Consider the following 24737-nt stretch of genomic DNA (forward strand, 5'->3'; position numbering starts at 1 on the left):
CTTGCCGACCGGGTCACCGTGGTCACCGACCTCGCCGGCTCCCTGCTCCCGTCCGGCTGGCCCGCGCCGTCGCCGCTTCCCGGCGGGCGAGGAGGGGCGGCGCGCTGCACGCGCGCGTCCTCGACGTGCTCACGGCCTCGACGCGCGCGTGGCGGCCCCGTCGCCGCGGCCGCCGGATACGCGCTGTCCGAGCCCGAGCCGTCACCGCGCGCGCCACCGCGTCCGTGCGCACGCAGCCCGGGTCGCCGCCGCCGCGCACCGGGCCGTCGTCGCGGCGGGCGCCCTGGCCCGGCCCCCGCAGTGCGGCCGGCATCTGTACGTCGACCTGTCCCCGCTCGCGCCCGGGCTGGCCGCGCGCGGCGTCGGCGACGCCCAGGAGCTGGAGGACTTCCTCACCGGCCGGCTGGGCATGCCCGCGGCCGGCGGCCACCGGTTCGGCGACGACCTCGAGACACCGCGCGTCCGGCTGTGCACCGCGCCCCTGCTGGGGGACACGCCCGAGGAGCGCGCCGCCTGCCTGGAAGCGGACGAACCGGCGGAACTGCCACGGGTGGGACGCGCGTTGAACCATGTGACAACGGTCCTCGACGATCTCCGTGACGACGCTCGGCGATGGGAGTCCTCTCGATGACGCAGCGGCACGAGTCGACCAGAACGACGCCCACGGCACCGGACGCCGGCCCCCCGGCCCACGACGACCGTCCCCACCCCCCGCTCGCCGAACCGCGTCCGCTCGCCGAGCGCCGGGTGTGGCCCCGCACCTTCCACGACCGCCTGACCGCCCCGCTGCCCGGCCTCAAGGCCTTCGCCCGCTTCGCCCGCGAGGGCGCGCTGCGGCCGGGACCCGAGGGCCTCGCCGGCATCCCCGACCTGCCGTACGCGCCCGGCCCGGTGCCCGACGTGGACGCGCGCACACTCGCCGTGACCTGGGCGGGGCACGCCAGCTGGGTGGTGCGGATCGGCGGGCTCACCGTGCTCACCGACCCGGTGTGGTCCCGGCGCATCCTCGGCACGCCCGCGCGCGTCACGCCCGTCGGCGTGGCCTGGGAGGCGCTGCCCCGCGTGGACGCGGTCGTCATCAGCCACAACCACTACGACCACCTGGACGCGCCCACCCTGCGGCGGCTGCCGCGCGACACCCCGATGTTCGTGCCGGCGGGTCTTGCCCGCTGGTTCCACCGCCGCCGGTTCACCCGGGTCACCGAGCTGGACTGGTGGGAGGCGGCCGAACTCGACGGCGTCCGCTTCGACTTCGTGCCGTCCCACCACTGGTCCAAGCGCACCCTCACCGACACCTGCCGCTCGCTGTGGGGCGGCTGGGTGCTCACCGCGCCCGACGGCCACCGCGTGCACTTCGCCGGTGACACCGGCTACGGCCACTGGTTCTCCCGCATCGGCCGCCGCTACCCGGGCATCGACCTGACGCTGATGCCGATCGGCGCGTACGACCCGCGCTGGTGGCTGGCCGACGTGCACTGCGACCCGGAGGATGCGGTGCGCGCCGCCCAGGACCTGGGGGCGCGGCACATGGCGCCCATGCACTGGGGCACGTTCGTGCTGTCCGCGGAGCCGGTCCTGGAGCCGCTCACCCGGGTGCGCGCCGCCTGGGAGGCGGCCGGGCTGCCCCGGGACCGGCTGTGGGACCTGCCGGTCGGCGGGTCGCGGGTGCTCGGCTGACCCGGGCGGCCCGCGTCAGCCCGTCGGCGTGCGGCGCACCCGCCGCCACAGGCTCGGCGCCACGCTGATCAGCACGGTCAGCACGATCGCCGCCAGCACGCCCTCCCACGGCTCGGGAAACAGCGAGCCGCCGAGGACGCCGACGAGCTGGTAGGTGGCCGCCCAGGCCAGGCAGGCCGGCAGGTTGCCGCGCACGAACCGCCGCAGCGGCCACTTCGCGACCAGGCAGGCCAGCATCACCGGGAGCCGCCCGGCCGGCACCAGCCGGGACAGCACCAGCACCGCCACCCCGTGATCGGCGAGCTTGTCCTGGGCCTGTGCCAGCCGCTCCTCCGGGGCGCGCTCCCGGATCTTCTCCAGCCAGCGCGACCCGTTCTTCGACGTCATCCCGCGCCGCCCCAGCCAGTACAGCGCCACGTCGCCGAGGAAGGCGGCCAGCGACGCCGTCGCGAACACCAGCGCCATCGAGTACGGCGCCGTCTGGTGGAAGGCCACCACGGCCGCCGAGCTGACCAGCGCGCCCGTCGGCACCACCGGTACCAGCGCCCCGATGAGCACCAGCAGGAACAGCGACGGATACCCGATGGCCTGCTGGGTGGACTCGGGCGCCACGGCCGCCGGCGGCACCAGACCGTCGGCCGCCAGCACGAGGGCGGCGGGGGATATCACCGCGCGCCCCCCAGGCGCACGCTGCCGCCGTGGTCGAGCCGGTGCACCACCGCCTCCGGCGCGTGCCGCGCGGCCAGGCGCTCGAACTCGTGCCCCGGCGCGTGGAACTCGTGGGGGCGCACGGCGTCCATCCCGATCGGCCAGTACGTGCCGTAGTGCACCGGCACCGCGCTCGCCGCGCCCAGCAGCGCCAGCGCCCGCGCCGCGCGCCCCGCGTCCAGGTGCCCGTCGCCCAGGTACGGCCCCCAGCCGCCCACCGGCAGCAGCGCGGTGTCGACCGGGCCGACCTCCTTGGGCATGTCCTCGAACAGGCCGGTGTCCCCGGCGAAGTAGGTGCGCGCCTCACCCTCCACCACAAAGCCGAGGGCGGGCGCGTGGCGCCGGCCCACGGGCAGCCGCCGCCCGTCGTGCAGCGCGGGCACCGCCCGCACCGCGAGGGCGCCGACGGACGTCACGTCACCGGGCGCCATCTCCGTGACGGCGAGTCCGGTGAGCTTCCGCAGCCCCGGCACGGCGCGGAGCGCCCCGCGGGGCACGAGGAGTCGGGTGCCCGGGGCGAGCCGGGCCAGCGACGGCAGATGGAGGTGGTCGGCGTGCAGATGGGAGACCACCGCGACGTCCGCGCGCAGCGCCTCCGGCGGGGGCACCGCGCCGCGCCTGCGCCGCAGATGCGCCAGCCGGCGTGCGAACAGGGGGTCGGTGAGGACGCGCGTGTGCGAGTCCTCCAGCGTGCAGGTGGCGTGCCCCCACCACGTGACCTCCACCGGCACCTCTTCGCCTCCTTCGCGCGACTCCCCGAAGCCTACGCGCAGGAGTAGGGTCGTCGGCGAAAACCCGAGGTGGGCCCGAGGTGAGGGGGACGCCATGGCGCCGGTGCGGGTGACGACCATCGCGAGCCTGACGCCGCTGGAGGAGCTGGACGCCGATCCGTTCCTGGTGGACTCCCGCGGCCAGCACACGATGTGCGCGCGCTGGGCCGCCGAGCACGGGTACGTGGTCGCCCGCGAGCTGCTGGTGCGCGGACTGCGCCCCGACCACGCGCTGCTCTGGGACGGGGTGCGCCCCGGCGCCGACGTGTTCGTGGCGCCCAGCCGGAGGGTGCTGGAGCGGGCGCTGTCCTCCGTGGCCGAGTTCGCCGCGGAGTGCGCGCGGCGCGGGGTGCGGGTGGAGACGGTGGGCCGCGCGGAGCCGTCGTACGACGCGGCGATGAAGGCACGGGTGCACCGCAGGCTGTCCATGCCGACCGCCGGTTACGACGGCCGCTGAGCGGACGAGGGAGCGGGACAGAAGGGGCCGACCAGGGGGGACGAAACGCCTCATCAGGACGTTGTGACAGGGTGGAGGCAGGTCAGGGACCGGAGTGTGAGGTGTGCGCGGCGTGGGTGACCGGCGATGGCGGAAGGTCGCCAGTCAGATCGGGCGGAGTGTCACCGTGTGGGCGGTCTCCACGCTCACCATGCTGGTCCTCGCGGGCATCCTGCCGGACTTCCGGCTGCGGTCGGCCGACGGCAGCAGCGCCACCGACATCGCGGTCACCGCCGCGCTCGGCGCGGGCGCCTTCGGCCTGCTGTCCGCGCTGGTCTGGCCGCTCCTGGTGCGGCTGCTGCTGCTCGTGCCCGCCCTCGTCCTCGGCCTGCTGGTGTTCTTCCTCAACGGCGCCCTGCTGTGGGTGGCGCTGCGCGTCAACCCGGTCGAGCGCGGCTCGGCGGCCCCCGAGACCGCCGTGGTGGTCGCCGCCGTGATGTCCGCCGTAGCCTCCGCCACCGGAGGCGCCCTCGCCGTCCGTGACGACGACGCCTACCGCCGGCGCCTGTACCGGCTGGCGGACCGCAGACGGCGCTCCGACCCGCCCTGCCCGGCCACCCCCGGCACGGTGTTCGTCCAGCTCGACGGCGTCGGCCACGACGTCCTGCTCGCCGCCCTCGACAAGGGCCTGATGCCCACCGTCGCCCGCTGGCTGGGCACCGGCGGTGACCGGCCCACCCACCGCCTCACCCCCTGGCGCACCGACTGGTCCAGCCAGACCGGCGCCAGCCAGCTCGGCATCCTGCACGGCAGCAACTTCGACGTCCCCGCCTTCCGCTGGTACGAGAAGGCACGCCACGAGGTGATGGTCTGCAACCGGCCCACCAGCGCCGCCGAGCTCCAGGCCCGCGCCATCGAGCGCACCGGCCACGCGGGACTGCTCGCCAAGGACGGCGCCAGCCGGGGCAACCTCTTCGGCGGCGGCGCCCGGGAACAGGCGCTGGTGCTGTCCATCGCCGCCCGCCGCAGAGGCCCGGCCGCCCGCTCCCGCGCCGGCTACTTCGCCTACTTCTCCGACCCGGCCAACGCCGTGCGCACCGCCCTGTCCTTCGTCGCCGAGGTGGGCCGGGAGATCGGCCAGTCCGTGCGCGCCCGGATCCGCGCGCAGCGTCCGCGCGTCTCCCGCGGCGGGCTGTACCCGCTGGTGCGCGCCTTCGCCACCGTCGTCGAACGGGACGTCGTCACGGCCGCCGTGATGGGCGACCTGCTGGCCGGACGCAGCGCCGTCTACGCCGACCTGGTCGCCTACGACGAGGTCGCCCACCACTCCGGGCCGACCAGCCGCGACACCGAGCAGGTGCTGCGCCGGCTCGACCGCGCGCTCGCCCTGATCGAGAACGTCGCCGAGCACGCGCCCCGCCCGTACCGGATCGTCGTGCTGTCCGACCACGGGCAGAGCCCCGGCGAGACCTTCCGCTCCCGCTACGGCCTCACCCTCGGCGACCTGGTGCGGGCCGGCTGCGGGCTGCCCGTGCCGCGCCGCGCCCGGCGCACCCACAGCGGCGCCGAGGCCCGCGCGTCGGTCCGCGCCGCGCTGCGCCGGCCCGTCGAGGAGGGCGCGCAGCACTTCCGGCCCTCCCGCGGCTCCGAGCCGGTCGTGCTCGCCTCCGGCAACCTCGGCCTGGTGTCGTTCCCGGACGTGCCGCACCGCATGACCAAGGAGGAGATCGACGCCCGGCATCCCGCGCTGCTGCCGACCCTCGCCAACCACCCCGGCATCGGCTTCCTGCTGGTCCGCAGCGAACGCCACGGCGGGGTCGTGCTCGGCGCGTACGGCGCGGAGATCCCGCTGGACGACCTCGACGACAACCCGGGCCCCCTGGCCCCGTTCGGCCCCGGCGCCGCCGACGTCGTGCGCCGCACCCACACCTTCCCGCACACCGCGGACATCATGGTCAACTCCTTCTACGACCCGGCCGACGGCGAGGTGCTCGCGTTCGAGGAGCAGATCGGCTCCCACGGCGGCCTCGGCGGCGCCCAGTCCCGTCCGTTCCTGCTCTCGCCGCTGGCCCTGTCCGCGCCGGTCCCCGAGAGCGGGGAACTGGCCGGCGCCGAACAGGTCCACCACGTCCTGCGCCGCTGGCTCACCGAGTCCGACGAGTCCGACACCCGCCCCCTCCCGGACCCCCGCGAACGCGCGGCCTGAGCTCGGGCGGCCCGCCGATGGCCCGGGTGCGCCCGCCCACCCCGAGAGGGCCCGTCTTCCGGGTGAGCTGAGCCGTGATGTGATCGGATGGGGCAGGGCACCCGGTGATCCGGGCGTCCGGACCGAGCACCGCCGGTCACCCGGCCGGACTTTTTTTCGAAAGGATGCGTCATGGCAACCACGCGCTCCGCACACACCGTTTGGGAAGGCAGCCTCTTCAAGGGCAGCGGGGTCGTCGCCTTCGACTCCTCGGGCGCCATCCCCGAGCAGCCGGTCACCTGGGCCTCCCGCGCGGAGGACGCGAACGGGAAGACCAGCCCCGAGGAGCTGATCGCCGCCGCGCACTCCAGCTGCTTCTCGATGGCCCTGTCCAACGGCCTCGACAAGGCGGGCACCCCGCCCACCCGGCTGACCACCAACGCCGAGGTCACCTTCGTGCCGGGCCAGGGCATCACCGGCATCCACCTCACCGTCGAGGGCACGGTCCCCGGCCTGGACGAGGCCGGCTTCGTCGCCGCGGCCGAGGACGCCAAGGTGAACTGCCCGGTCAGCCAGGCGCTCAAGGGCACCGAGATCACCCTGACGGCGAAGCTCGCCTGACCCGTCCGACCCGCAGGACCACCGCAGGCCGCCCCGCCGCCGGGGCGGCCTGCGCCGCGTCCGCCACCGGAAGCCGCCGCCATGATGTCGCCACGCCCCGCCGTCTCCGCCCACCGCGGAGGCACCGAGCACGCCGCCCCCGCCACCTGGGAGGCGTACCAGGACGCCCTCGCCTCCGGCGCCGAGTACGTCGAGTTCGACGTACGGCGCACCGCGGACGGCGTCCTCGTCGTCCACCACGACGCCCGCGTGGGCGGCACCGGACCGCTGCTGTCCACCCTGACCCGCGCCGAGCTGGACGCCCGCGCCGGACATCCGGTGCCGGTCGTCGAGGACGTGATGGAGCTGATCGCGGGGAAGCTCGTCGCCCATCTGGACCTGAAGGAGACCGGCTACGAGCGGGAGCTGCTCGACCGGGCGGTCGCCCTGCTGGGGGAGGACGGGGTCGTCGCCACCACCCTGGAGGACCGCTCCGTCGCCGCCCTCACCGCCGCCCGCCCGCGCGTACGCACCCTGCTCTCCCTCGGCCGCGACGGCCGGGGCCTGGGCAAACGCCGGCTGGTGCGCACCCGGATCGGCGAACTGCTGCCGCTGCGCCGCGTCCGCGCCTGCGGCGCCCACGGGGTCGCCGTGCATCAGCGGCTGGCGCGCGCCACCGTGCTGCGCGAGGCCGCCCGCGGCGGACTGTTCACGATGGTGTGGACGGTCAACGACGACGCGGCGATGCGCGCGTTCCTCGCCGACCGGCGCGTGGACGTGCTGGTCACCGACCGTCCCCGCCGCGCGGTGACGCTGCGCGACCACCCGGACGGCGCACGCGTCCGCTGACTTCCGCCGCCCGCACACTTGACAAGAGGTCGCTCAAGTTTTGTGCTGGAAGTGTTGGAAGACCGGAGAGGAGCCCTTGCGGAAGGGGTTACAGCGATGGGACGTGCCGTCGGAATCGATCTGGGAACCACGAACTCGGTGGTCGCCGTGCTCGAGGGCGGTGAGCCCACCGTCATCGCCAACGCGGAAGGCGCCCGCACCACCCCCTCGGTCGTGGCCTTCGCCAAGAACGGCGAGGTGCTCGTGGGAGAGGTCGCCAAGCGGCAGGCCGTCACCAACGTCGACCGCACCGCCCGCTCGGTCAAACGGCACATGGGCGACGCCCAGTGGCGGTTCCCCGAGGAGGGCTCCGTCGACGGCACCCGCTACCGGGCGCAGGAACTGTCCTCCCGTGTGCTGCAGAAGCTGCGCCGGGACGCCGAAGCGTACCTCGGCGAGGACGTGACCGACGCCGTCATCACCGTGCCGGCGTACTTCGACGACACCCAGCGGCAGGCCACCAAGGAGGCCGGCGAGATCGCCGGGCTCAACGTGCTGCGCATCATCAACGAGCCCACGGCCGCGGCGCTCGCCTACGGCCTGGACAAGGAGAACGACCAGACGGTCCTGGTCTTCGACCTCGGCGGCGGCACCTTCGACGTGTCGCTGCTCGAGATGGGCGAGGGCGTCATCGAGGTGAAGGCCACCAACGGCGACACCCACCTCGGCGGCGACGACTGGGACCAGAGGATCGTGGACTGGCTCGCCAAGCGCTTCAAGGACCAGTACGGCATCGACCTGGCGCAGGACAGGATGGCCGTGCAGCGGCTGCGGGAGGCCGCCGAGAAGGCGAAGATCGAGCTGTCGTCGTCCAGCGAGACCACGATCAACCTGCCCTACATCACCGCCTCCGCGGAGGGCCCGCTGCACCTGGACGAGAAGCTCACCCGGGCCCAGTTCCAGGAGCTCACCCAGGATCTGCTCGAACGCTGCAAGAAGCCCTTCCACCAGGCGGTCGAGGACGCCGGGGTGCGGCTGTCCGACATCGACCACGTCATCCTCGTCGGCGGTTCCACCCGGATGCCCGCCGTGACCGACCTGGTCCGCGAACTCACCGGCAAGGAACCGCACAAGGGCGTCAACCCCGACGAGGTGGTGGCCCTCGGCGCCGCCCTCCAGGCCGGTGTCATCCGCGGCGACGTGAAGGACGTGCTGCTGCTCGACGTCACCCCGCTGTCCCTCGGCATCGAGACCAAGGGCGGCATCATGACGAAACTGATCGAGCGCAACACCACGATCCCGACCAAGCGTTCCGAGATCTTCACCACCGCCGTCGACAACCAGCCGTCGGTGCAGATCCAGGTCTACCAGGGCGAACGGGAGATCGCCGCGTACAACAAGAAGCTCGGCACGTTCGACCTGACCGGGCTGCCCCCGGCGCCGCGCGGGGTGCCGCAGATCGAGGTGACGTTCGACATCGACGCCAACGGCATCATGCACGTCTGGGCGAAGGACCTGGGCACCGGCAAGGAACAGAAGATGACCGTCACCGGCGGCTCGGCCCTCCCGAAGGACGAGATCGACCGCATGATGCGGGAGGCCGAGCAGTACGCGGAGGAGGACCGCAAGCGCAGGGAGGCGGCCGAGACCCGCAACCAGGCCGAGCAACTCGTCTACCAGACGGAGAAGTTCCTCACCGAGAACGGCGACAAGGTGCCCGCCGAGGCCAAGTCCGAGGTGGAGTCGGCGGTCGCCGACGTCAAGCGGCTGCTGGAGCAGGAGTCGCCCGACACGGCCGAGCTGCGCGCCGCCGTGGAGAAGGTCGCCACGGTCAGCCAGCGCATGGGCCAGGCAATGTACGCCCAGACCGGCACGCAAGCCGCTGCGGGCGGAACGTCCGCCCCCGGCGCCGCGGACGGAGGGACGTCCCAGGGCGACGACGACGTCGTGGACGCGGAGATCGTCGACGACGACAAGGACACCGGAACCCGCCAGGACGGAGCGGCCTGAGCCCGCGGGCGCCTCACAGGCGCTCGCGGCACTCCAGCAGCAGCTTCTCGGTGCGCCGGGCGGAGGCCGCGCCGGCCGTCATGTGGTCCAGCACCTCCAGGTGCACCGAGACCTCCTTGCGGGAGTCCAGGTACAGCGCGCCCGTCAGGTACTCGGTGAACACCATGTCCGGCAGCTCCGGCTCGGCGAACCGGAACAGCGAGAACGGCGCGTACGTCCCCGGGTGCGGCCCGTCGGCGAACTCGGCGATCTGCAGCGTGACCCGGTCCCGCGCCGCGAACTCCAGCAGCTTGTCGAGCTGGTCGCGCATCACCCGGCTGTCCCCGCTCACCGGGCGGCGCAGCACCGTCTCCTCCATCAGCACCCACAGGTGCGGCGGGTCCGGGCGCTCCAGCAGCTTCTGCCGCTCCATGCGCAGCGCCACGTGCCGCTCGACCGTCTCCGGGCCCGCCGTGCCGATCGTCCCCGCCTCCAGCACGGCGCGCGCGTAGTCCTCCGTCTGGAGCAGCCCGGGCACGAAGTGCGGCTCGTAGGAGCGGATGATGCGGGCGGCGCCCTCCAGGCTGACGTACAGGCTGAACCACTCGGGCAGCACGTCGTGGTACCGCTGCCACCAGCCAGGGCGGTTGGCGTCCTCGGCGAGCGCGACGAACGTGTCCGCCTCGTGCTCGGGCACCCCGTAGGCGGTCAGCAGCATCTGGACGTACGGGATCTTCAGCGAGACCTCGGCGGTCTCCATCCGGCGGACGGTGGCCGGCGCGACCCGCAGTATGCGGGCCGCCTCCTCCCGTGAGAGGCCCGCGGCCTCCCGCAACTCGTGCAGCCGTCGTCCCAGGACCACCTGGCCCACCGTGGGTGCGGCCCGCCGCTCACTCAACGCCACGCCTCCCCAACGTGCTCGGGCATGCGCTCATCCTGTCATGTCCCTACGAGACTCTCACGAGCCGCACGTGACCGCCCTGTCTCCCCTCCGCCCGCCGCATTACCCCGGACGTAATCGACCCGTCCGGCGCCGCACGGGATCGTGGACGCACCCCCCACGCACCGACTCCCGCACCGCTCCCGACGGAGGATGACGCCTCATGTCCACGACCCCGCTCACCGCTCCCGCCCGGACCGGAGCCCCGCTGCGCCGTCTGCTGGCCCTCGACGCCGTGGTGACCGGCGCCAACGCCCTCGCCTACCTCGCCCTTTCCGGACCGCTCGGCCGGTTCCTCGGCATCGGCTCCGGGCTGCTGCTCGGACTGGGCGCGTTCCTCGCCGTGTACGCGGCCGGCGTGGGCCTGCTGGCCGCCCGGCCGCACCCGCCGACGGCCGGCGTGACGGGTGTCGTCGAGGCCAATCTGGCCTGGACGGCGGCGAGTTTCCTCACGCTCGCGCTGTGGCTCTCGCCGACCGCCGCGGGTGCCGTGTGGGTCGTGCTCCAGGCGCTCACCGTGGGCGGCCTCGCCGTGCTGCAGCACCGGGCGCTGAAGGCGCGTCAGGCCAGCCAGGTCTGAAGGTACGCGGCCGTCGCCGGGTCGGCCGGGAGCAGCGTCTCCACGGCCAGCTCGGCGACGGTCACGTCCATCGGGGTGTTGAACGTGGCGATGGACGACACGAACGACAGCGTCCGCCCCCGGTGCTCGACCACCATCGGCAGCGCGAAGTACGCCACCGGCTCCGCCGGTTCCTCCGCCTGCCCGGCGGTGTCCGGCACGGGATACGCCGCCACCTCGTCGTACAGCGCCCGCAGCCGGTCCGAGCGGCTCAGGGCGATGTTCCGCCGCATCTGCTCCAGCAGGTGCCCCCGCCACTCCCGCAGGTTGCGGATACGCGGCGCCAGTCCCCGCGGGTGCAGGGTGAGCCGCACCGCGTTCAGCGGCGGCGTCAGCAGCGTCTCCGGGACGCCGTCGAACAGCGCGAGCACCCCCCGGTTGGCCGCCACCACGTCGTACGCCGCGTCCACCACCAGCGCCGGGTACGGCTCGAACCCGCCGAGCAGCCGCTCGATGCCGGTGCGCACGACCTCCAGCGCCGGGTCGTCCAGCGGGGTCTCCGGATAGCGGGGCGCGTAACCGGCCGCGAGCAGCAGCGCGTTGCGCTCCCGCATCGGCACGTCCAGGTGCTCGGCCAGCCGCAGCACCATCTCCTCGCTGGGCCGGGACCGGCCGGTCTCGACGAAGCTGATGTGCCGGGCGGAGGAGCCGGTGCGCAGGGCCAGCTCGAGCTGGCTGACCCGCCGCCGCTGCCTCCAGGCGCGCAGCAGCGGGCCCACGCCCTCGGTGCGGGAGACGGTCTCGGAGGGGGCAGCGGTCATGGCAGGACCGTAGCCGAGGGACCGCCGGCCGGGGGAGCGGCCTGCCCTCCGGGCAGGGCACGGGCGGGGCTTCTGTGGCAGCCTGGACGCGGCACGAGAGCCGACCCGGCGAAGGAGCACCGCGCATGCCCGTCGAACCGCTGTCCCGGACGGAGATCGAGTCCCGGCTCGCCGAGCTGCCGGGCTGGACGCTCGACGGCGACCGCCTCACCCGCGCCTACCGGCTGGACTCGCACATCGCGGCGGCGGCCATGGTCGTCCACGTCGCCCAGGTGCAGGACGAGCTGGACCACCACTCCGACCTCACCCTCGGCTACAACACGGTGTCGCTGTCCGTGCACACGCACAGCGCGGGCGGCGCCGTCACCGGGAAGGACCTCGAGCTCGCCCGCAGGGTGGAGGACCTGGCGCCCGCCCACGGGGCACACTGAGGCGCGTGCTGGACTACGACGAGGAAGCGGAGCGCTACGACGCCCTGCGCGGCGGTGAACCCCGCGCGGCGGCCGCCGCCGAGGCCGTCCTGAGTCTCGTCCCGCGCCAGGCGCGGCGCCTGCTGGACGCGGCCTGCGGCACCGGCATCGTGACCCGGAGGTTCCCCGCGTCCCGCCCCGGACTGCGGGTCACCGGCGTGGACCTGTCCACGTCGATGGCGCTGCGGGCCGCCGTCCGGCTCCCGGGCGCCGTGCTGCGCGCCGACAGCCGTCGGCTGCCGTTCCGCGACGGCTGCTTCGACGCGGTGGTCAGCGTGTGGCTGCTGCATCTGCTGACCGACCCCGCCGACGTGCGGGCCGTCGTCGCCGAGTGCGCGCGGGTGCTGCGGCCCGGCGGGGTGTATGTCACCACCGTGCACAAGGGCCTGTCGCACAACGTGGGCAGCGACATCGACGCCGTGCTCGCCGAGCGCCCGCCGAGCCCCGTGCCGGACGACCCCGCGACGGTCGCGGCCCTGGCGGCCGGGCACGGGCTGGTCCCGGCGGGTGAGGCCCGCTTCCGGGGCCACGGCCAGGGCCGCAGTCCTCGCCGCACGGTGGACGACCTGCGGCGCGGCTGGTTCGTCACCCTGCCGCCCGGCGGGCCGCTCACGGAGGAGTTCGCCGCCCGCCTCGCGGCCCTCCCCGACCAGGACCGCCCCCGCCCGGACCCGGTCTTCACGCTGAGGGCGTTCCGCAGACCGGGGTGACGTCACCCGCCGAGCAGCCGGAAGTCCACCGCCTCCTCGAGGGTCCCCGCCTCCCCGTCCGCCCGCACCCGGTACAGGCGGGCGTCCGGCAATCGCGTCACCGCCTCGGTGAGCCGTCCGTCCGTGAAGAGCGCCGCCGCGCCGTCCTCCACCGCCCATCCGGCGGGCAGGTCGCCGCGCGCCACGGACGCCCGGTAGGAGGACCGGCGGCCGGGCTCGCTGTCGTAGTGCGGGCACACCGAGCCGGGCAGCAGCCCCAGTCCGTCCGGGAGGTGGGTCAGCGGGCCGAAGGAGTCGGTGTGCGACCCCTCGGCCCAGCAGTTCGCCCCGGCGCTGATCCCGCACAGCAGCGTCCCGCCGGCGTACGCCTCCCGCATCAGCCGGTCCACACCGTGTACGCGCCAGACGGCCAGCAGGTTGGCGGTGTTGCCGCCGTCGACGTACACGACGTCCTGCGCGAGCAGGAACTCACGCAGGGCGGTGTCGTCCGACTCCCGCTGGAACAAGGGAAGTACGGACGGCTCACAGTCTTTCGCGCGAAAGGCGTCGAAGAACTTCTCGACGTATCCGGGCGCATCCCCGCCGGCCGTGGGCACGAAGCACACCGTGGGCCGCGGGGCGCGCGCCTGCCCCAGCACCCAGTCGTCCAGCACCCCGTCCTCGTCGGTGGAGAACCCGCCCCCGATCAGTGCGATCCGGCCCATCACGCGCTCACCTCCACGGCGGCGCGCAGCTGCTCGAAGGCGGTGGGGGAGGGGCGGTGGGGCAGGAAGGCGGCGATGGCGCGGGCGCAGTCCGCCGGGCTCGTCGTGGTGGTGTCGCACTCGAGGTCGTACACGCCGTGCGCGTGCACCCGCTCGTACTGCCGAGCGGCGAGTCCCGCCGGCCGGTCCCCGCGCTCCCGCTCACGCCGCTCGGTCTCCTCCAGCGAGCACCGCACGCCCACCAGGACGACCTCCCGCGGCTCGAACAGGGCAAGACAGTCGGCCAGCCGCCACTCCTCGCTCAGCACATGGTCGACGACCACGTTGTTCCCCGCAGCGGCCATCCCCGCGACCGCCCGGTGGTACCCGCGCCAGGTCCGGTGCAGCACGTCGGGCAGCCGGTCGGCCCCGATCTCGCGGCTCGACCGCATCCGGTGGAAGGCGTCCACGGGCATGTGGAAGCAGGGCTCCTCCAGTACGTCCAGCAACTCCCGGGCGATGCTGGACTTCCCCGAGCTGGACGTGCCGTTGAGGAAGATGATCCGTCCGTGCATCGGGGCTCCTTCGGGGTCGCCGGCGGGGCGGAGCCATCATCCCCCACCGGCGATCTTCACCGCGTCGCGCACTCCTCCCCGCCCACCGCGAACGCCCTCGGACCGGCATCCGCCGGAGGCCCGCTCGCCGTGAAGCCGACGGCGGCCGACGCGCCCGGTGCCACCGTGCGGTTCCAGTCGGCGTTGCGGACCGTCACGGTGGAACCCGACTGGGTGTGGGCGCCGTTCCACAGCTGAGCGATCCGTTCGCCCGCCGGGAAGGCCCAGGTCAGGGACCACCCGTCCCACGGCGTCGTGCCCGTGTTGGTCAGGCGGACGTCCGCCTGGAAGCCGTCGCCCCACGTGTTCGTGACGCGGTACGTCACCTCACATGAGCTCGACGGGCCCGGGTCCGTGCCGCTCCCGTCCGCCGGGTCGCCGTAGATCACGCCCCGCCCGTTCGTCGCCACGTACACGCGGCCGAAAACCCGCGGGTCACCGGTGATGGCCGCACCCGTCCAACCCCACTGATGCGCGTCGTCGTTGACGCGCACCCAGCTCGCGCCCGCGTCCGTGGAGCGGTAGATGCCGCGTACCCCGTCGATCCGCGCGCTGGTGAACAGCGTCTGGTACGAGGCACCGGGCGCCGCCTTGCCGAAGCCGACCGTGTCCGCCTCCTCGACGCCCGGCAGCTTGGTGAACGTCTGCCCGAAGTCGGTGGAGTGCCACAGCCCGTACGGCCCGTCGGGCTCCCCGCCCGCCAGCCAGATCTCGCCCGCCGTGCCCGGCAGCGCCTTGAACCGCACGCTGTCCCCGGTCGGCAGCCCGGCCGCCGGTGACGCCTCGAAGGTCACCCCGCCGTCCCTGCTGACGTAGAAGCGCCCGGACTTGACGCCGTAGAAGGTGGCCGGGTCCTCCCGGTCCGACTCCACGACCGCCCCCGCGGGGATGCCCTGCGACGCCGACCAGGAGGCGCCGAAGCCGGTGGTGTGGTGCACGCCCGCGCCCTCCGGGCTCCACACGAAGCGGCCGCCGTCCGCCGCCGCGGCGACCGTCCCGCCGCCGCTCACCCCCGAAGGGTCGGCCCCCGCGGACCAGTTGACGCCGTTGTCCGTGGAGAACGCCACGTGCGGACCGGAGTCGACCTGCCCCACGCGCACCACCGTGTCCGGGTCCGACTCCGCGAAGTCCAGGCTGGTCGTGGAGGTGAAGTTCGGCTGGGTGAACATCATCGACGGCACCTTCGTCAGGTCCGTGTGCCGGAACCCGCCGATGTCGCCGAGCGCGCTGAGCAACGGGGCGCCCGACGGGGGAGAGGCCAGGTCGAGGACCGCCGTCTCCTCCAGCCCGCGCACCATCGGCTTGATGGTGAACGGGGTGTCGTCGTCCCAGTTCGTCAGCTCCTCCGTGCCGTAGACCGTCGCGCCCGTGCCGTACATCATGCGGTCGGAATCGAACGGGTCGATCTCCAGCGCCTCCGTCATCCACCCCAGCTTCGGCGTCTGTTCGGGCGGCGACGGGTTGGCGCCCCAGGTCAGCCACGGCGACGAGGAGACGTCCATGACGTACCGGTTCTCGCGCTCCGGGTAGGAGGCGTAGCGCCACGCCTGGGTCCAGGTGGCGCCGCTGTCCGTGGAGCGGAAGATCTGTGTGTCCGGCCACCAGGAGCTGTACGCGGTCGCCATCACCGTGCCCGGGTTCTGCCGGTCCACCGTGAGGCCGCTGAAGCCGAAGTAGGCGTCCGCCTCCGTGACCGGGCTGATGTCGGTCCAGACGCCGGTCGCCGTGGCGTACCGGTACAGCCGCCCCTTGCCCCCGTCGTAGGGACCGCCGGTGTCGCTGTAAGTCAGATAGAGTTGGCCGTTCTCCGCGTCGAGGACGCCCTTGTGCGCGAGGTGGCCCGTGGGCTGCCCGGCCAGCCGCTCCCAGGTCGCGCCCGCGTCCGTCGAGCGGTACACGGCGTTCTCCTTGTCGGCGACGCCGACGTACACGGTCCGCGTCGGCGACCCCGCGGTGGCCGTGGACTCGTCGAACGTCACCCAGACGACGCCCTGGTTGTCCGAGGCGTACCCGCTCTCGTCGTCCGGATCCTGCGCGTAGTTCCCCGGGTTGGGGAAGGACGTCACCTTCGACCAGGTGACGCCCGCGTCCGTCGACCGCCACAGCCCGTGGCCGCTGGGCGCGCCCAGGTACAGCACGTCGTTGTCGTGCGGGTCGATTGCCAGCCGTTCGCCCATGCCCCGTCCCGGCATGTTGCCGCCCAGCTTGAACGGCAGCGTGGTCTTCCGCCAGCTCGCGCCCCGGTCGTCGGAGCGCATCACGGCGCCGTTCCCGGGGTCCCAGTCGTTGGTGTACGTGCCGACCGCCGCGTACACCCGGTCGGGGTCGGCGGAGTCGGAGGCGATGCTGACCACGCCGGTGTGGCCCCAGTCGTCCCAGCCGACCGAGTCCAGAAGCGGGATCCAGCTCCTGGTCGACTCCTGCCAGCGGTAGGCGCCGCCGATGTCGGTGCGGGCGTACGCCAGGTCCGGCTCGCTGCGGCTGAAGACGATGCCGGGGACGAAGCCGCCCCCGTCGATGCGGGCGTTGCGCCAGGTGTAGGCGTCGGCGGCCTGCGAGACGGAGGCGGGGGCCGGCAAGGGCGCGTCGGTGGCCAGGGCGGGCGGACCGCCGGTGAGCAGTCCTGCCGCCAGGCCGAGCACGGCCGTGAGGACGCGGGTTCTTCGCACGGTGGGGGTGTCCTTCCTCGTGGGGGAGAAGAAACGGGAGCGCGCGAGGACCGGGCGGCCCCCCGTGCGCGAGGGGACCGCCCGGCCCGCCGGCCCCGGCGTCAGGTGCCGGGACCGGTACACGGAGCGTCGGCGGGGACTATTCGAGAAGCTCCGCGTACGCGCCCATGGCCGTGGCGATGTCCGCCTGGGCCCAGAACCGGTGGTACGTGAAGACCGGCGCGGCGCCGCCCTTCAGATAGCTCTCGACCTTTGACCAGGCCGGGTCGTCCTTGTAGAAGGAGCGGATCGAGAGGAACGTCGACGAGGAGTCGATCCGGTCGCCGTTCGGCATGGTGCCGGTCCAGCCGGACGGGACGTACACCGGGTCGTCGAAGCGCTCGTAGTCGGTGCGGGTCTCCGGGACGGCGATGCCGAGGTCGTCCTGGTAGTTCTCCCACATGCCGTCCAGCAGCGCCTTCGCCGTGTCCGCCGCCTCGGTGTCACCCGAGCGGGCGGCGTAGTACGTCAGGATCTTGGCGTAGGAGCCGGCCACACCGACGTCGTTGGTGTAGTCGGCGACCTCGACGTGCAGCCCGCTGTTGGCGCCCGGCGACGACGGGTTCCAGGTGTCGGGCTTGCCGGACCACTTCAGCGTCGACGGGAAGAGGAACGAACCGTCCGGGTTGACCGTGGTCTCGGACAGCGCCCAGTCGACCCACTTGTCGAGGACCGCCTTGGCCTGCGCGTTGCCCGTCTGCCGGTACACCTCGGCCACCCGCTCCAGCGACCACGCCTGGAAGCCGAACCACTGGTTCGACGGCGGGTCGTGGTACACCGGCTTCTCGTCGTAGTACATGCCGTAGAAGGTCGGCGTTCCGGACGGCGGAGTGGTGTAGCGGCCCGCCCAGCTGTTGGTCGCGCCGCCCGCGATGGCGCCCTCGTCGGACTGCAGCCAGCGGTAGAACTCCAGCTGCCGCTGGTAGGACTCGGCCCAGTCCTGCGCGCCCGTCGCCGACTTCGGCTTCAGCGGAGCGTAGTTGGCGAGCGCGTATGCGGCGAGCGGGTTCTGGTACCCGCCGTGCGCGTGGCTGGAGCCGATGCGCCAGGACCAGCCCGCCGAGGTGTCGGTGGCGCCGCCCCAGGCGTAGTACCAGGAGAGCAGGTAGTGCGAGGCGTCCTTGCCGGTGCCGGCCGGGCAGGACGTGCTGGTGCAGTTGCCGATCTTCTTGAAGTACTTGTCGTACATCGCGTAGCGCAGGTAATCGCCCATCTTGGCCGCCTTGGCGACGGTCCCGGCGACCTGACCGCCCTTGCCCTGCTCCTTCGCCCACAGGTCGGCCCAGTACGCCGCCTGCACCGCGCGCGCGTCGGCGTCGGGGGCGTTGGTGAACTTCCACTGCTTGGCGTAGGAGGCGTCCTTGGTGAACAGGTCCAGGTAGCCGTTGGCGCCGCCGTACTTGAAGGCGTCACAGGTGGGCTGGGTGACCGTCTCCCACACCGACTCCTGCGGACCGCGCTGGAAGGTGTTGATGTAGGACGGGCCGGTGTCGGACGGTCCGGCCTCGCACGTGCCGGGCGAGTTGCCGTAGCCGTAAACGTTGTCCACGTCCTGGATCCAGTGCATGCCGTACACGTTGTCCGTGCCGTACGCCGACTTCAGTTCCGCCGCGATCGGGTCACGGCCGACGGAGACGCCGGAGTCGAGCTGCGACGGGTACTCGTTCGGGGTGTCGTGCTCGGGGGCGTACGTCGCCGGCTTCGAGGGGTCGTAGAAGGAGGTGGTGGGCTGGTCCGCCGCGGTCGGGATGGCGTACTGCTCCATCGTCTCCCACGCGTCGTTGAACCGCGTCCAGTCCCCGCTGATCCTGCCGTACATGGCTTGCAGCCACAGCAGGTAGCTGTACGCCTCCGAAGTGGTCTCGTGGCCGTGGTCGGGTGCCTCGACGATCAGCGTCTCGACCGAGTGGTACGGAATGCCCTCGGGGGAGAAGTAGCCGTTCGCCGGGTCGGTGATCTTGTCGTACAGCTCGAGGAAGCGGGCCTCGTACGACTTGGTCGCGCCCAGCTGGGTCACGGTCACCGCGGCCTTGGCGTGGCCGGGCGCCGTGGACTCGAAGACCGCGGAGCCGGTGCCGGAGGCGTCGGCGGTCACGGTCACGCGCTGCGCCGTGCTCCAGTTGGACGGCGTGAAGGTGAGGGTCGCGCCGGAGGACACCGACAGACCCGAGTTGCCGCTCGCCCGTGCCGTCGTGACGGTGACGTTCTCGCTCGGCTGCTTGGACAGCTTCACCTCGAACGTGCCCGACTCACCCTGCTTCACGCCCAGTTGGGACGGGCTCGCGACCACGGCGGGACCCGAGGCGACCGTGATGCCGACCGGGGTGGAGGAGGCGGAGGCGCCCAGGCTGTCGTACGCCTTGGCGACCAGCGAGTGGGCGCCGACGGCCAGACCGCCGACCGACAGCGTGAACGGCGCGGAGGTGTCGGTGCCGAGCAGTTCGGTGTCGTCGTAGAACTCCACCTTGGTGATGGTGGCCTGGTCGGCCGCGGCGGCCGTGGCCTCGAGCGGCACGGTCTCGCCCTGTGAATAGACCGAGCCGGCCTGCGGGCTGGTCAGCACGGCGATGGGCGGCTGGTGGGCGCCCACGCAGGCGGTGCCGTTGACCGAGAAGGAGGCGGGCGCGGTGTTGGTGCCGCTGTAGGAGAACTGGGCGCCGGTGGTGACGGCGGCGCCGGCGGCGATCCGGCCGTTGTGCGCGGCGTTCCTCACGGTGACCGTGGAGCCGGACTGCGACCAGCTGCCGTTCCAGCCGTTCACCAGGCGCTGGTTGCCCGCGTAGTCGTACGTCAGGGTCCAGCCGTCGATGACGTCCGAACCGCGGTTGGTGACCGTCAGGTCGGCGGTGAAGCCCGACCCCCAGTCGTTCGTCCTGTAGTCCACGCTGCACTGGACGGCCGCCGCCCGGGCGGGGGTGGTACCCGTCGACAGCATCGTCAGCGGCAGTGCGAGAGCGGTCACGGCGACCGCTAAGAGACGGCGCACGCCACCGCGTCTGCGGGGTGGGGGATGCATGGTGCTGGTCCTTCCTGCGACTCGTACATGTCAAGGCTTGAACCAGTGGGAGCGCTCCCATAGTGGGGATGGGGCAGTGACCGGTCAACCCTTGGTGCGAATCGAAAAGATTCGACGCACCGAGAAACGCCAAACTCCGCACACCCTCTGTTCTTCATCGTCACTTGGCGCTAGCTTCATGTGCACCAGTGGGAGCGGTTCCATCAGTCGACGCGTCGGTCACGACGCGTCCGAGCTGCAAGGAGTCGCTCGATGAGCCACCCCCCGCGTTCAGTACTTTTAGCCATCCCCGTACATGTGCGGAGCACCTGACGCGGGGGCGCTCGTCACCGTGGGATCCCTGTGCCGTCGTGCTGCCCGGACTCCTCCGGCCGGCATCACGGACCCGCCCGTGCGGTTCCGGGACGGCATCCCCCACCCCGTAAGGCACCAGGCCGCGCGAACGCCTGCGCGCGCCCACAAGGAACGCCCCCTACGGATAAGGAAACCCGCACCATGAGTCGCACCAGAACCGCGCTCCTCGCCGCCATGGCGCTGGTCGCCGGCGCCACCGGGTCGGCGATCGCCGCCGTCCCGGGCGACGCCGGCGCGGCCGCCGTCCCCTGCACCGTGGACTACACCGTGCAGAACCAGTGGGACACCGGCTTCACCGCGTCCGTGACGGTCACCAACCACGGCGCCGCGAAGTCGTCGTGGGCGGTGAACTGGACCTACGCCGGCAACCAGAGGGTGACCAGCGGCTGGAACGCCCGGATCACCCAGTCCGGCGCGAACGTCACGGCGGCCAACGAGTCGTACAACGCCACGCTCGCCAGCGGAGGCTCCGCAACCTTCGGCTTCCAGGGCAGCTACAGCGGGACCAACGCCGTGCCCAGCACCTTCACCCTCGACGGCGTGACCTGCAACGTCGACGACGGCGGCACCGACCCGACGGACCCGACCGACCCGACCGACCCGCCCGCCCAGGGCGACCGGGTGGACAACCCGTACGACGGCGCCAAGGTGTACGTGAACCCGGAGTGGTCCTCGAACGCCGCCGCCGAGCCGGGCGGCGACGCCGTCGCCGACCAGCCGACCGGTGTGTGGCTGGACCGCATCGCCGCCATCGACGGCGCCAACGGCAAGATGGGCCTGCGCGACCACCTCGACGAGGCGCTGCGCCAGAAGGGCTCCGACGAGCTCGTCTTCCAGGTGGTCATCTACGACCTCCCGGGCCGCGACTGCGCCGCCCTCGCCTCCAACGGCGAGCTGGGCCCGACGGAGATCGACCGCTACAAGACCGAGTTCATCGACCCGATCGCGGAGATCCTCTCCGACTCGAAGTACGCCTCGCTGCGGATCGTCACCACGGTCGAGATCGACTCGCTGCCCAACCTGGTCACCAACGTGTCGCCGCGGGCCACCGCCACGGCGAACTGCGACACGATGAAGGCCAACGGCAACTACATCAAGGGTGTCGGGTACGCCCTGAACAAGCTGGGCGACGTGCCCAACGTCTACAACTACATCGACGCGGGCCACCACGGCTGGCTGGGCTGGGACGACAACTTCGGCCCCTCCGCCGAGCTGTTCAAGCAGGCCGCGACCGCCGAGGGCGCGACCGTGGCCGACGTGCACGGCTTCATCGCCAACACGGCCAACTACAGCGCGCTGGAGGAGGACCACTTCTCCGTCAACGACAGCGTGGGCGGCAAGTCCGTGCGCGAGTCGAAGTGGGTCAGCTGGAACCGCTACGTCGACGAGCTGTCGTACGCCCAGGCCCTGCGCCAGAAGCTGGTCTCGCTCGGCTTCGACTCGAAGATCGGCATGCTGATCGACACGTCCCGCAACGGCTGGGGCGGTGCGAACCGGCCCACCGGTCCCGGCGCCACCACCGACGTGGACACCTACGTCGACGGCGGCCGCTACGACCGCCGGTACAACACGGGCAACTGGTGCAACCAGGCCGGAGCCGGTCTGGGTGAGCGGCCCCAGGCGTCCCCGGCGGCCGGTATCGACGCCTATGTGTGGATGAAGCCCCCGGGCGAGTCCGACGGCGCGAGCGAGGAGATCGACAACGACGAGGGCAAGGGCTTCGACCGGATGTGCGACCCCACCTACGGGGGCAACCCGCGCAACGACAACAACATGTCGGGCGCCCTTCCGGACGCCCCGGTCTCCGGGCACTGGTTCTCCGCCCAGTTCCAGGAGCTGCTGAAGAACGCCTACCCGCCGGTGTCGTGACCCGCTGACCCGCGTCCGCCGGACCCGGACCCCGCACGGTCCCGGTCCGGCGGACCACCGGTGTTTTGCCGTACCCGCAACATGGTTTGCCCGTCCCCGGTGCGTCGTCGCACGCTGACCGCATCCGAGCGGAGAGGCTGACCACCATGGCGCACCACCACCACGCACCCGGCCACGACGAGCACCGTCAGGGCCACGAGGGACCTGGGCACGACCACGAGCACCTCGACTGGGCCGAGCTGGCGCCCCTGCTGGAGAGCCAGGCGGAACTGTTTACCCCGCTGTACGAGCACGCCCTGTCCTGGCTGGCCAAGGAGGTCACCGAACCGGGGCTGATCGTGGACGCCGGCAGCGGACCCGGTGTGATCTCCGGACTGTTCGCCGAGACCTTCCCGGGCGCCCGCATCGTGGCCGTCGACGGCTCCGAACCGCTGCTGGAGCGGGCCCGCGCCCGCGCCGAACGCATCGGCGCCGCCGACCGTTTCGCCACCCTGACCGGTGACATGCCCGGTGTGCTGGCCGAGCTGGACTACCCGGCCGACCTGCTGTGGGCCAGCCGCAGCATCCACCACCTCGGCGACCAGGGCGCCGCGCTCGCGGCCTGCGTCGAACGGCTCGCGCCCGGCGGCACGCTCGCCGTCATGGAAGGCGGACTGTCCTCCCGCTTCCTGCCCCGCGACATCGGCATCGGCCGCCCCGGGCTCCAGGCGCGCATCGACGCCGTGGAGGCGGACCGCTTCACCCGCATGCGCGAGGAACTGCCCGGCTCGGTGGCGGTGGTGGAAGACTGGCCCGCGCTGCTCACCGCGGCCGGCCTGCACCACACCCGCTCGCGCACCTTCCTCCTCGACATCCCCGCCCCCGTTCCCGACCGTGCCCGCGCCTACGTCGCCGACTCCCTCACCCGCACCCGCGAGGTGCTCGGCGAGTATCTGGACCCCGACGACCGCGCCACCCTGGACCGCCTCGTCGACCCGGACGACCCGGCGAGCGTCCACCACCGCCCGGACGTCTTCGTCCTGGCGGCCCACACGGTCCATTCGGGGGTACGGCCGGTGTGACCCCTTGACCTGAAGAGCGCTCCAAGTGATGGACTCCCCGGCACGCGACGAGACAACAGGGGAGTTCCCATGACCGACGACCTGCGGGTCACGCTCATCACCGGAGGCGGGACCGGGATCGGCGCCGCCGTGGCGCGGCGGCTGCTGGAGGCGGGGGAGGCCGTCGCCGTCACCGGCCGGCGGGAGGAGCGGCTGCACGCGTTCGCCAAGGAACTCGGGGAGCCCGAACGGCTGTTGACGCTTCCCGGGAACGCGGCCGACTACGCCGACGTGAGCGGCGCCGTCGACGCCGTGCTGGCGCGGTTCGGCCGGCTGGACGCGGTCGTCGCCAACGCCGGGTTCGCCACGCACGACACGGTCGCCGACGGCGACCCCGCCGGGTGGACCGACATGGTGCTCACCAACGTGCTGGGCCCCGCCCTGCTGATCCGGGCCTCGGCCGGCGCGCTCCGGCGCAGCCGCGGACGGATCGTGCTGGTGGGCAGCGTCGCCGGGTTCGTGCCCACGCCCGGCAATCTGTACGGGGCCACCAAGTACGCGGTCACCGGGCTCGCCGAGAACACCCGGCGGCAGGTCACCGAGTGGGGCGTAGGGGTGACGCTGATCGCGCCGGGCCGGGTGGAGACGCCGTTCTGGGACGGCGGCGACGGACTGCCGTCGGGGCATCTGCTGACCGCCGACCAGATCGCCGGGTCGGTGGTGTGGGCGCTCGGCCAGCCGGAGGGGGTGGACGTCAACACCGTGGTCGTCCGGCCGCTGGGGCAGCCCAACTGACCGGTGCGGGAATGCCGGTGGCCGGCCACCCGTCTCCACGGGGGCCGGCCACCGGTGTGCGTGCCGTCAGGCCTGGTTGAACTCCGCGGGGTGCGGACCGGTCCGCCGGTCCTCGTTGAGCGCGCTGATCGCCGCCAGGTCCTCGTCGTCCAGGGCGAACCCGAAGACGTCGATGTTCTCCTGGATGCGCGACGGCGTCACCGACTTGGGGATGACGATGTTGCCCAGCTGGAGGTGCCAGCGCAGCACCACCTGGGCGGGCGTGCGGCCGTGCTTCTGCGCGATGGCCACGATGGCAGGGATCTCGAGGATGCCCTTGCCGGAGCCGAGCGGGGACCAGGCCTCGGTGGCGATGCCCTGCTTCGCGTGGTACTCCCGGGCGGCGGTCTGCTGGAGGTGCGGGTGCAGTTCGATCTGGTTCACCGCCGGGACGACCGAGGTCTCCCCGATCAGCCGCTCCAGGTGCTCCGGCAGGAAGTTGGACACGCCGATCGCACGCACCCGCCCGTCCGACAGCAGCTTCTCGAACGCCTTGTACGTGTCGACGTACAGGTCGCGGGCCGGGGTGGGCCAGTGGATGAGGTACAGGTCGACGTAGTCGAGGCCGAGCTTGGCCAGCGAGGTGTCGAAGGCCTTCAGGGTGGAGTCGTAACCCTGGTCGCTGTTCCACAGCTTGGTGGTGACGAAGACGTCCTCACGGGGGATGCCCGACCGTGCGATGGCCTTGCCGGTGCCCTCCTCGTTGCCGTAGATCGCGGCCGTGTCGATGCTGCGGTAGCCGGCCTCCAGCGCCGCCGCCACGGCCGTCTCGGCCTCCGCGTCCGGTACCTGCCAGACGCCGAACCCGAGCTGGGGCATCTCGACGCCGTTGTTCAGGGTGATCGGGGGGACCTTGCTCACGAGCTCTCGATCCTTAGGTTGTGGTCAGGTGTACCCCCATCGTCAACGATCACAGCCCGCGCCGC

22 protein-coding genes are annotated in these 24737 nt (G+C 72.8%); 13 read left to right on the forward strand and 9 right to left on the reverse strand.

Annotation, left to right across the window (positions count from 1 at the left end; genetic code table 11):
- Window positions 1–148 precede the first annotated feature (148 nt).
- Together AY578_RS33915 and AY578_RS27700 are read left to right on the forward strand one after the other, a co-directional pair.
- Window positions 149–631: a hypothetical protein gene (locus AY578_RS33915; protein WP_337663099.1), complete on the forward strand. Its 483-nt coding sequence runs from the start codon at window positions 149–151 to the stop codon at window positions 629–631.
- Window positions 628–1677, forward strand: coding sequence for an MBL fold metallo-hydrolase (locus AY578_RS27700; protein ID WP_161233147.1), 1050 nt, complete (start codon window positions 628–630; stop codon window positions 1675–1677). The genes AY578_RS33915 and AY578_RS27700 overlap by 4 nt, the downstream gene beginning before the upstream one ends.
- A 15-nt stretch (window positions 1678–1692) precedes the next feature.
- On the opposite strand, the gene AY578_RS27705 is transcribed toward AY578_RS27700, so the two are convergent.
- Entirely contained in the window at window positions 1693–2325 is a 633-nt protein-coding gene (locus AY578_RS27705; protein ID WP_052183387.1) for a DedA family protein, read from the reverse strand.
- Between the two features lie 17 nt (window positions 2326–2342).
- On the reverse strand, window positions 2343–3116 hold the full coding sequence (locus AY578_RS27710; protein WP_028961432.1) for an MBL fold metallo-hydrolase: 774 nt from the start codon (window positions 3114–3116) through the stop codon (window positions 2343–2345).
- 94 nt (window positions 3117–3210) lie between these two features.
- Here AY578_RS27710 and AY578_RS27715 point away from each other — a divergent pair, with 94 nt between their 5' ends.
- The 5 genes from AY578_RS27715 (at window position 3211) to dnaK (ending at window position 9214) form a co-directional block, all read left to right on the forward strand.
- Window positions 3211–3612 (forward strand): hypothetical protein, encoded by a 402-nt coding sequence (locus AY578_RS27715; RefSeq protein ID WP_028961431.1) that lies wholly within the window; start codon window positions 3211–3213, stop codon window positions 3610–3612.
- Between the two features lie 103 nt (window positions 3613–3715).
- Entirely contained in the window at window positions 3716–5797 is a 2082-nt protein-coding gene (locus tag AY578_RS27720) for a phage holin family protein (protein WP_019521743.1), read from the forward strand.
- Between the two features lie 171 nt (window positions 5798–5968).
- The gene (locus AY578_RS27725; RefSeq protein ID WP_006130857.1) at window positions 5969–6397 is read left to right on the forward strand and encodes an OsmC family protein; all 429 of its coding nucleotides are present in this window, start codon (window positions 5969–5971) and stop codon (window positions 6395–6397) included.
- A gap of 84 nt (window positions 6398–6481) precedes the next feature.
- The gene (locus AY578_RS27730) at window positions 6482–7225 is read left to right on the forward strand and encodes a glycerophosphodiester phosphodiesterase family protein (RefSeq protein ID WP_161107306.1); all 744 of its coding nucleotides are present in this window, start codon (window positions 6482–6484) and stop codon (window positions 7223–7225) included.
- 96 nt (window positions 7226–7321) lie between these two features.
- Complete coding sequence (gene dnaK / locus AY578_RS27735; protein WP_028961430.1) at window positions 7322–9214, forward strand: molecular chaperone DnaK; 1893 nt, start codon at window positions 7322–7324, stop codon at window positions 9212–9214.
- Between the two features lie 13 nt (window positions 9215–9227).
- Here the strand turns inward: dnaK and AY578_RS27740 are convergent, their stop codons facing one another.
- Window positions 9228–10091 (reverse strand): Sco1979 family transcriptional regulator, encoded by an 864-nt coding sequence (locus AY578_RS27740; protein WP_026243348.1) that lies wholly within the window; start codon window positions 10089–10091, stop codon window positions 9228–9230.
- Between the two features lie 205 nt (window positions 10092–10296).
- Here AY578_RS27740 and AY578_RS27745 point away from each other — a divergent pair, with 205 nt between their 5' ends.
- Window positions 10297–10713 carry a hypothetical protein gene (locus AY578_RS27745; RefSeq protein WP_258905937.1) on the forward strand — a complete coding sequence of 139 codons (417 nt, stop codon included), beginning with the start codon at window positions 10297–10299 and terminating at the stop codon, window positions 10711–10713.
- Here AY578_RS27745 and AY578_RS27750 read toward each other — a convergent pair.
- Window positions 10695–11513 carry a helix-turn-helix domain-containing protein gene (locus AY578_RS27750; RefSeq protein WP_258905939.1) on the reverse strand — a complete coding sequence of 273 codons (819 nt, stop codon included), beginning with the start codon at window positions 11511–11513 and terminating at the stop codon, window positions 10695–10697. The two genes, AY578_RS27745 and AY578_RS27750, sit on opposite strands and share 19 nt — an antisense overlap.
- Window positions 11514–11638: 125 nt before the next feature.
- Here AY578_RS27750 and AY578_RS27755 point away from each other — a divergent pair, with 125 nt between their 5' ends.
- Complete coding sequence (locus AY578_RS27755) at window positions 11639–11944, forward strand: 4a-hydroxytetrahydrobiopterin dehydratase (RefSeq protein ID WP_019521736.1); 306 nt, start codon at window positions 11639–11641, stop codon at window positions 11942–11944.
- A gap of 5 nt (window positions 11945–11949) precedes the next feature.
- On the forward strand, window positions 11950–12693 hold the full coding sequence (locus tag AY578_RS27760; protein WP_019521735.1) for a class I SAM-dependent methyltransferase: 744 nt from the start codon (window positions 11950–11952) through the stop codon (window positions 12691–12693).
- A gap of 2 nt (window positions 12694–12695) precedes the next feature.
- Here AY578_RS27760 and AY578_RS27765 read toward each other — a convergent pair whose 3' ends face one another.
- From AY578_RS27765 to AY578_RS27780, 4 genes are all read right to left on the reverse strand, one after another.
- Window positions 12696–13397, reverse strand: a complete 702-nt coding sequence (locus tag AY578_RS27765; protein ID WP_258905941.1) for a Type 1 glutamine amidotransferase-like domain-containing protein — start codon at window positions 13395–13397, stop codon at window positions 12696–12698.
- Window positions 13397–13951 (reverse strand): chloramphenicol phosphotransferase CPT family protein, encoded by a 555-nt coding sequence (locus AY578_RS27770; protein ID WP_258905942.1) that lies wholly within the window; start codon window positions 13949–13951, stop codon window positions 13397–13399. Before AY578_RS27770 ends, AY578_RS27765 begins: the two co-directional genes overlap by 1 nt.
- A 56-nt stretch (window positions 13952–14007) precedes the next feature.
- Entirely contained in the window at window positions 14008–16659 is a 2652-nt protein-coding gene (locus tag AY578_RS27775) for a cellulose binding domain-containing protein (RefSeq protein WP_258905946.1), read from the reverse strand.
- 139 nt (window positions 16660–16798) lie between these two features.
- Window positions 16799–19714, reverse strand: coding sequence for a glycoside hydrolase family 48 protein (locus AY578_RS27780; protein ID WP_136239116.1), 2916 nt, complete (start codon window positions 19712–19714; stop codon window positions 16799–16801).
- Between the two features lie 495 nt (window positions 19715–20209).
- On the opposite strand from AY578_RS27780, the gene AY578_RS27785 reads away from it, so the two are divergent.
- From AY578_RS27785 to AY578_RS27795, 3 genes are all read left to right on the forward strand, one after another.
- Window positions 20210–21937, forward strand: coding sequence for a glycoside hydrolase family 6 protein (locus AY578_RS27785; protein WP_136239117.1), 1728 nt, complete (start codon window positions 20210–20212; stop codon window positions 21935–21937).
- A 146-nt stretch (window positions 21938–22083) separates the two neighbouring features.
- Window positions 22084–22998, forward strand: coding sequence for a class I SAM-dependent methyltransferase (locus AY578_RS27790; protein WP_136239118.1), 915 nt, complete (start codon window positions 22084–22086; stop codon window positions 22996–22998).
- 69 nt (window positions 22999–23067) lie between these two features.
- Window positions 23068–23772 carry an SDR family oxidoreductase gene (locus tag AY578_RS27795; protein ID WP_019521728.1) on the forward strand — a complete coding sequence of 235 codons (705 nt, stop codon included), beginning with the start codon at window positions 23068–23070 and terminating at the stop codon, window positions 23770–23772.
- Between the two features lie 66 nt (window positions 23773–23838).
- On the opposite strand, the gene AY578_RS27800 is transcribed toward AY578_RS27795, so the two are convergent.
- On the reverse strand, window positions 23839–24630 hold the full coding sequence (locus AY578_RS27800; protein WP_051101566.1) for an aldo/keto reductase: 792 nt from the start codon (window positions 24628–24630) through the stop codon (window positions 23839–23841).
- Window positions 24631–24737: the final 107 nt, after the last annotated feature.

Origin of the sequence: Streptomyces thermocarboxydus, from assembly GCF_024760485.1 — a bacterium.
In the GTDB taxonomy this organism is placed as follows: Bacteria; Actinomycetota; Actinomycetes; order Streptomycetales; family Streptomycetaceae; genus Streptomyces; species Streptomyces cellulosae.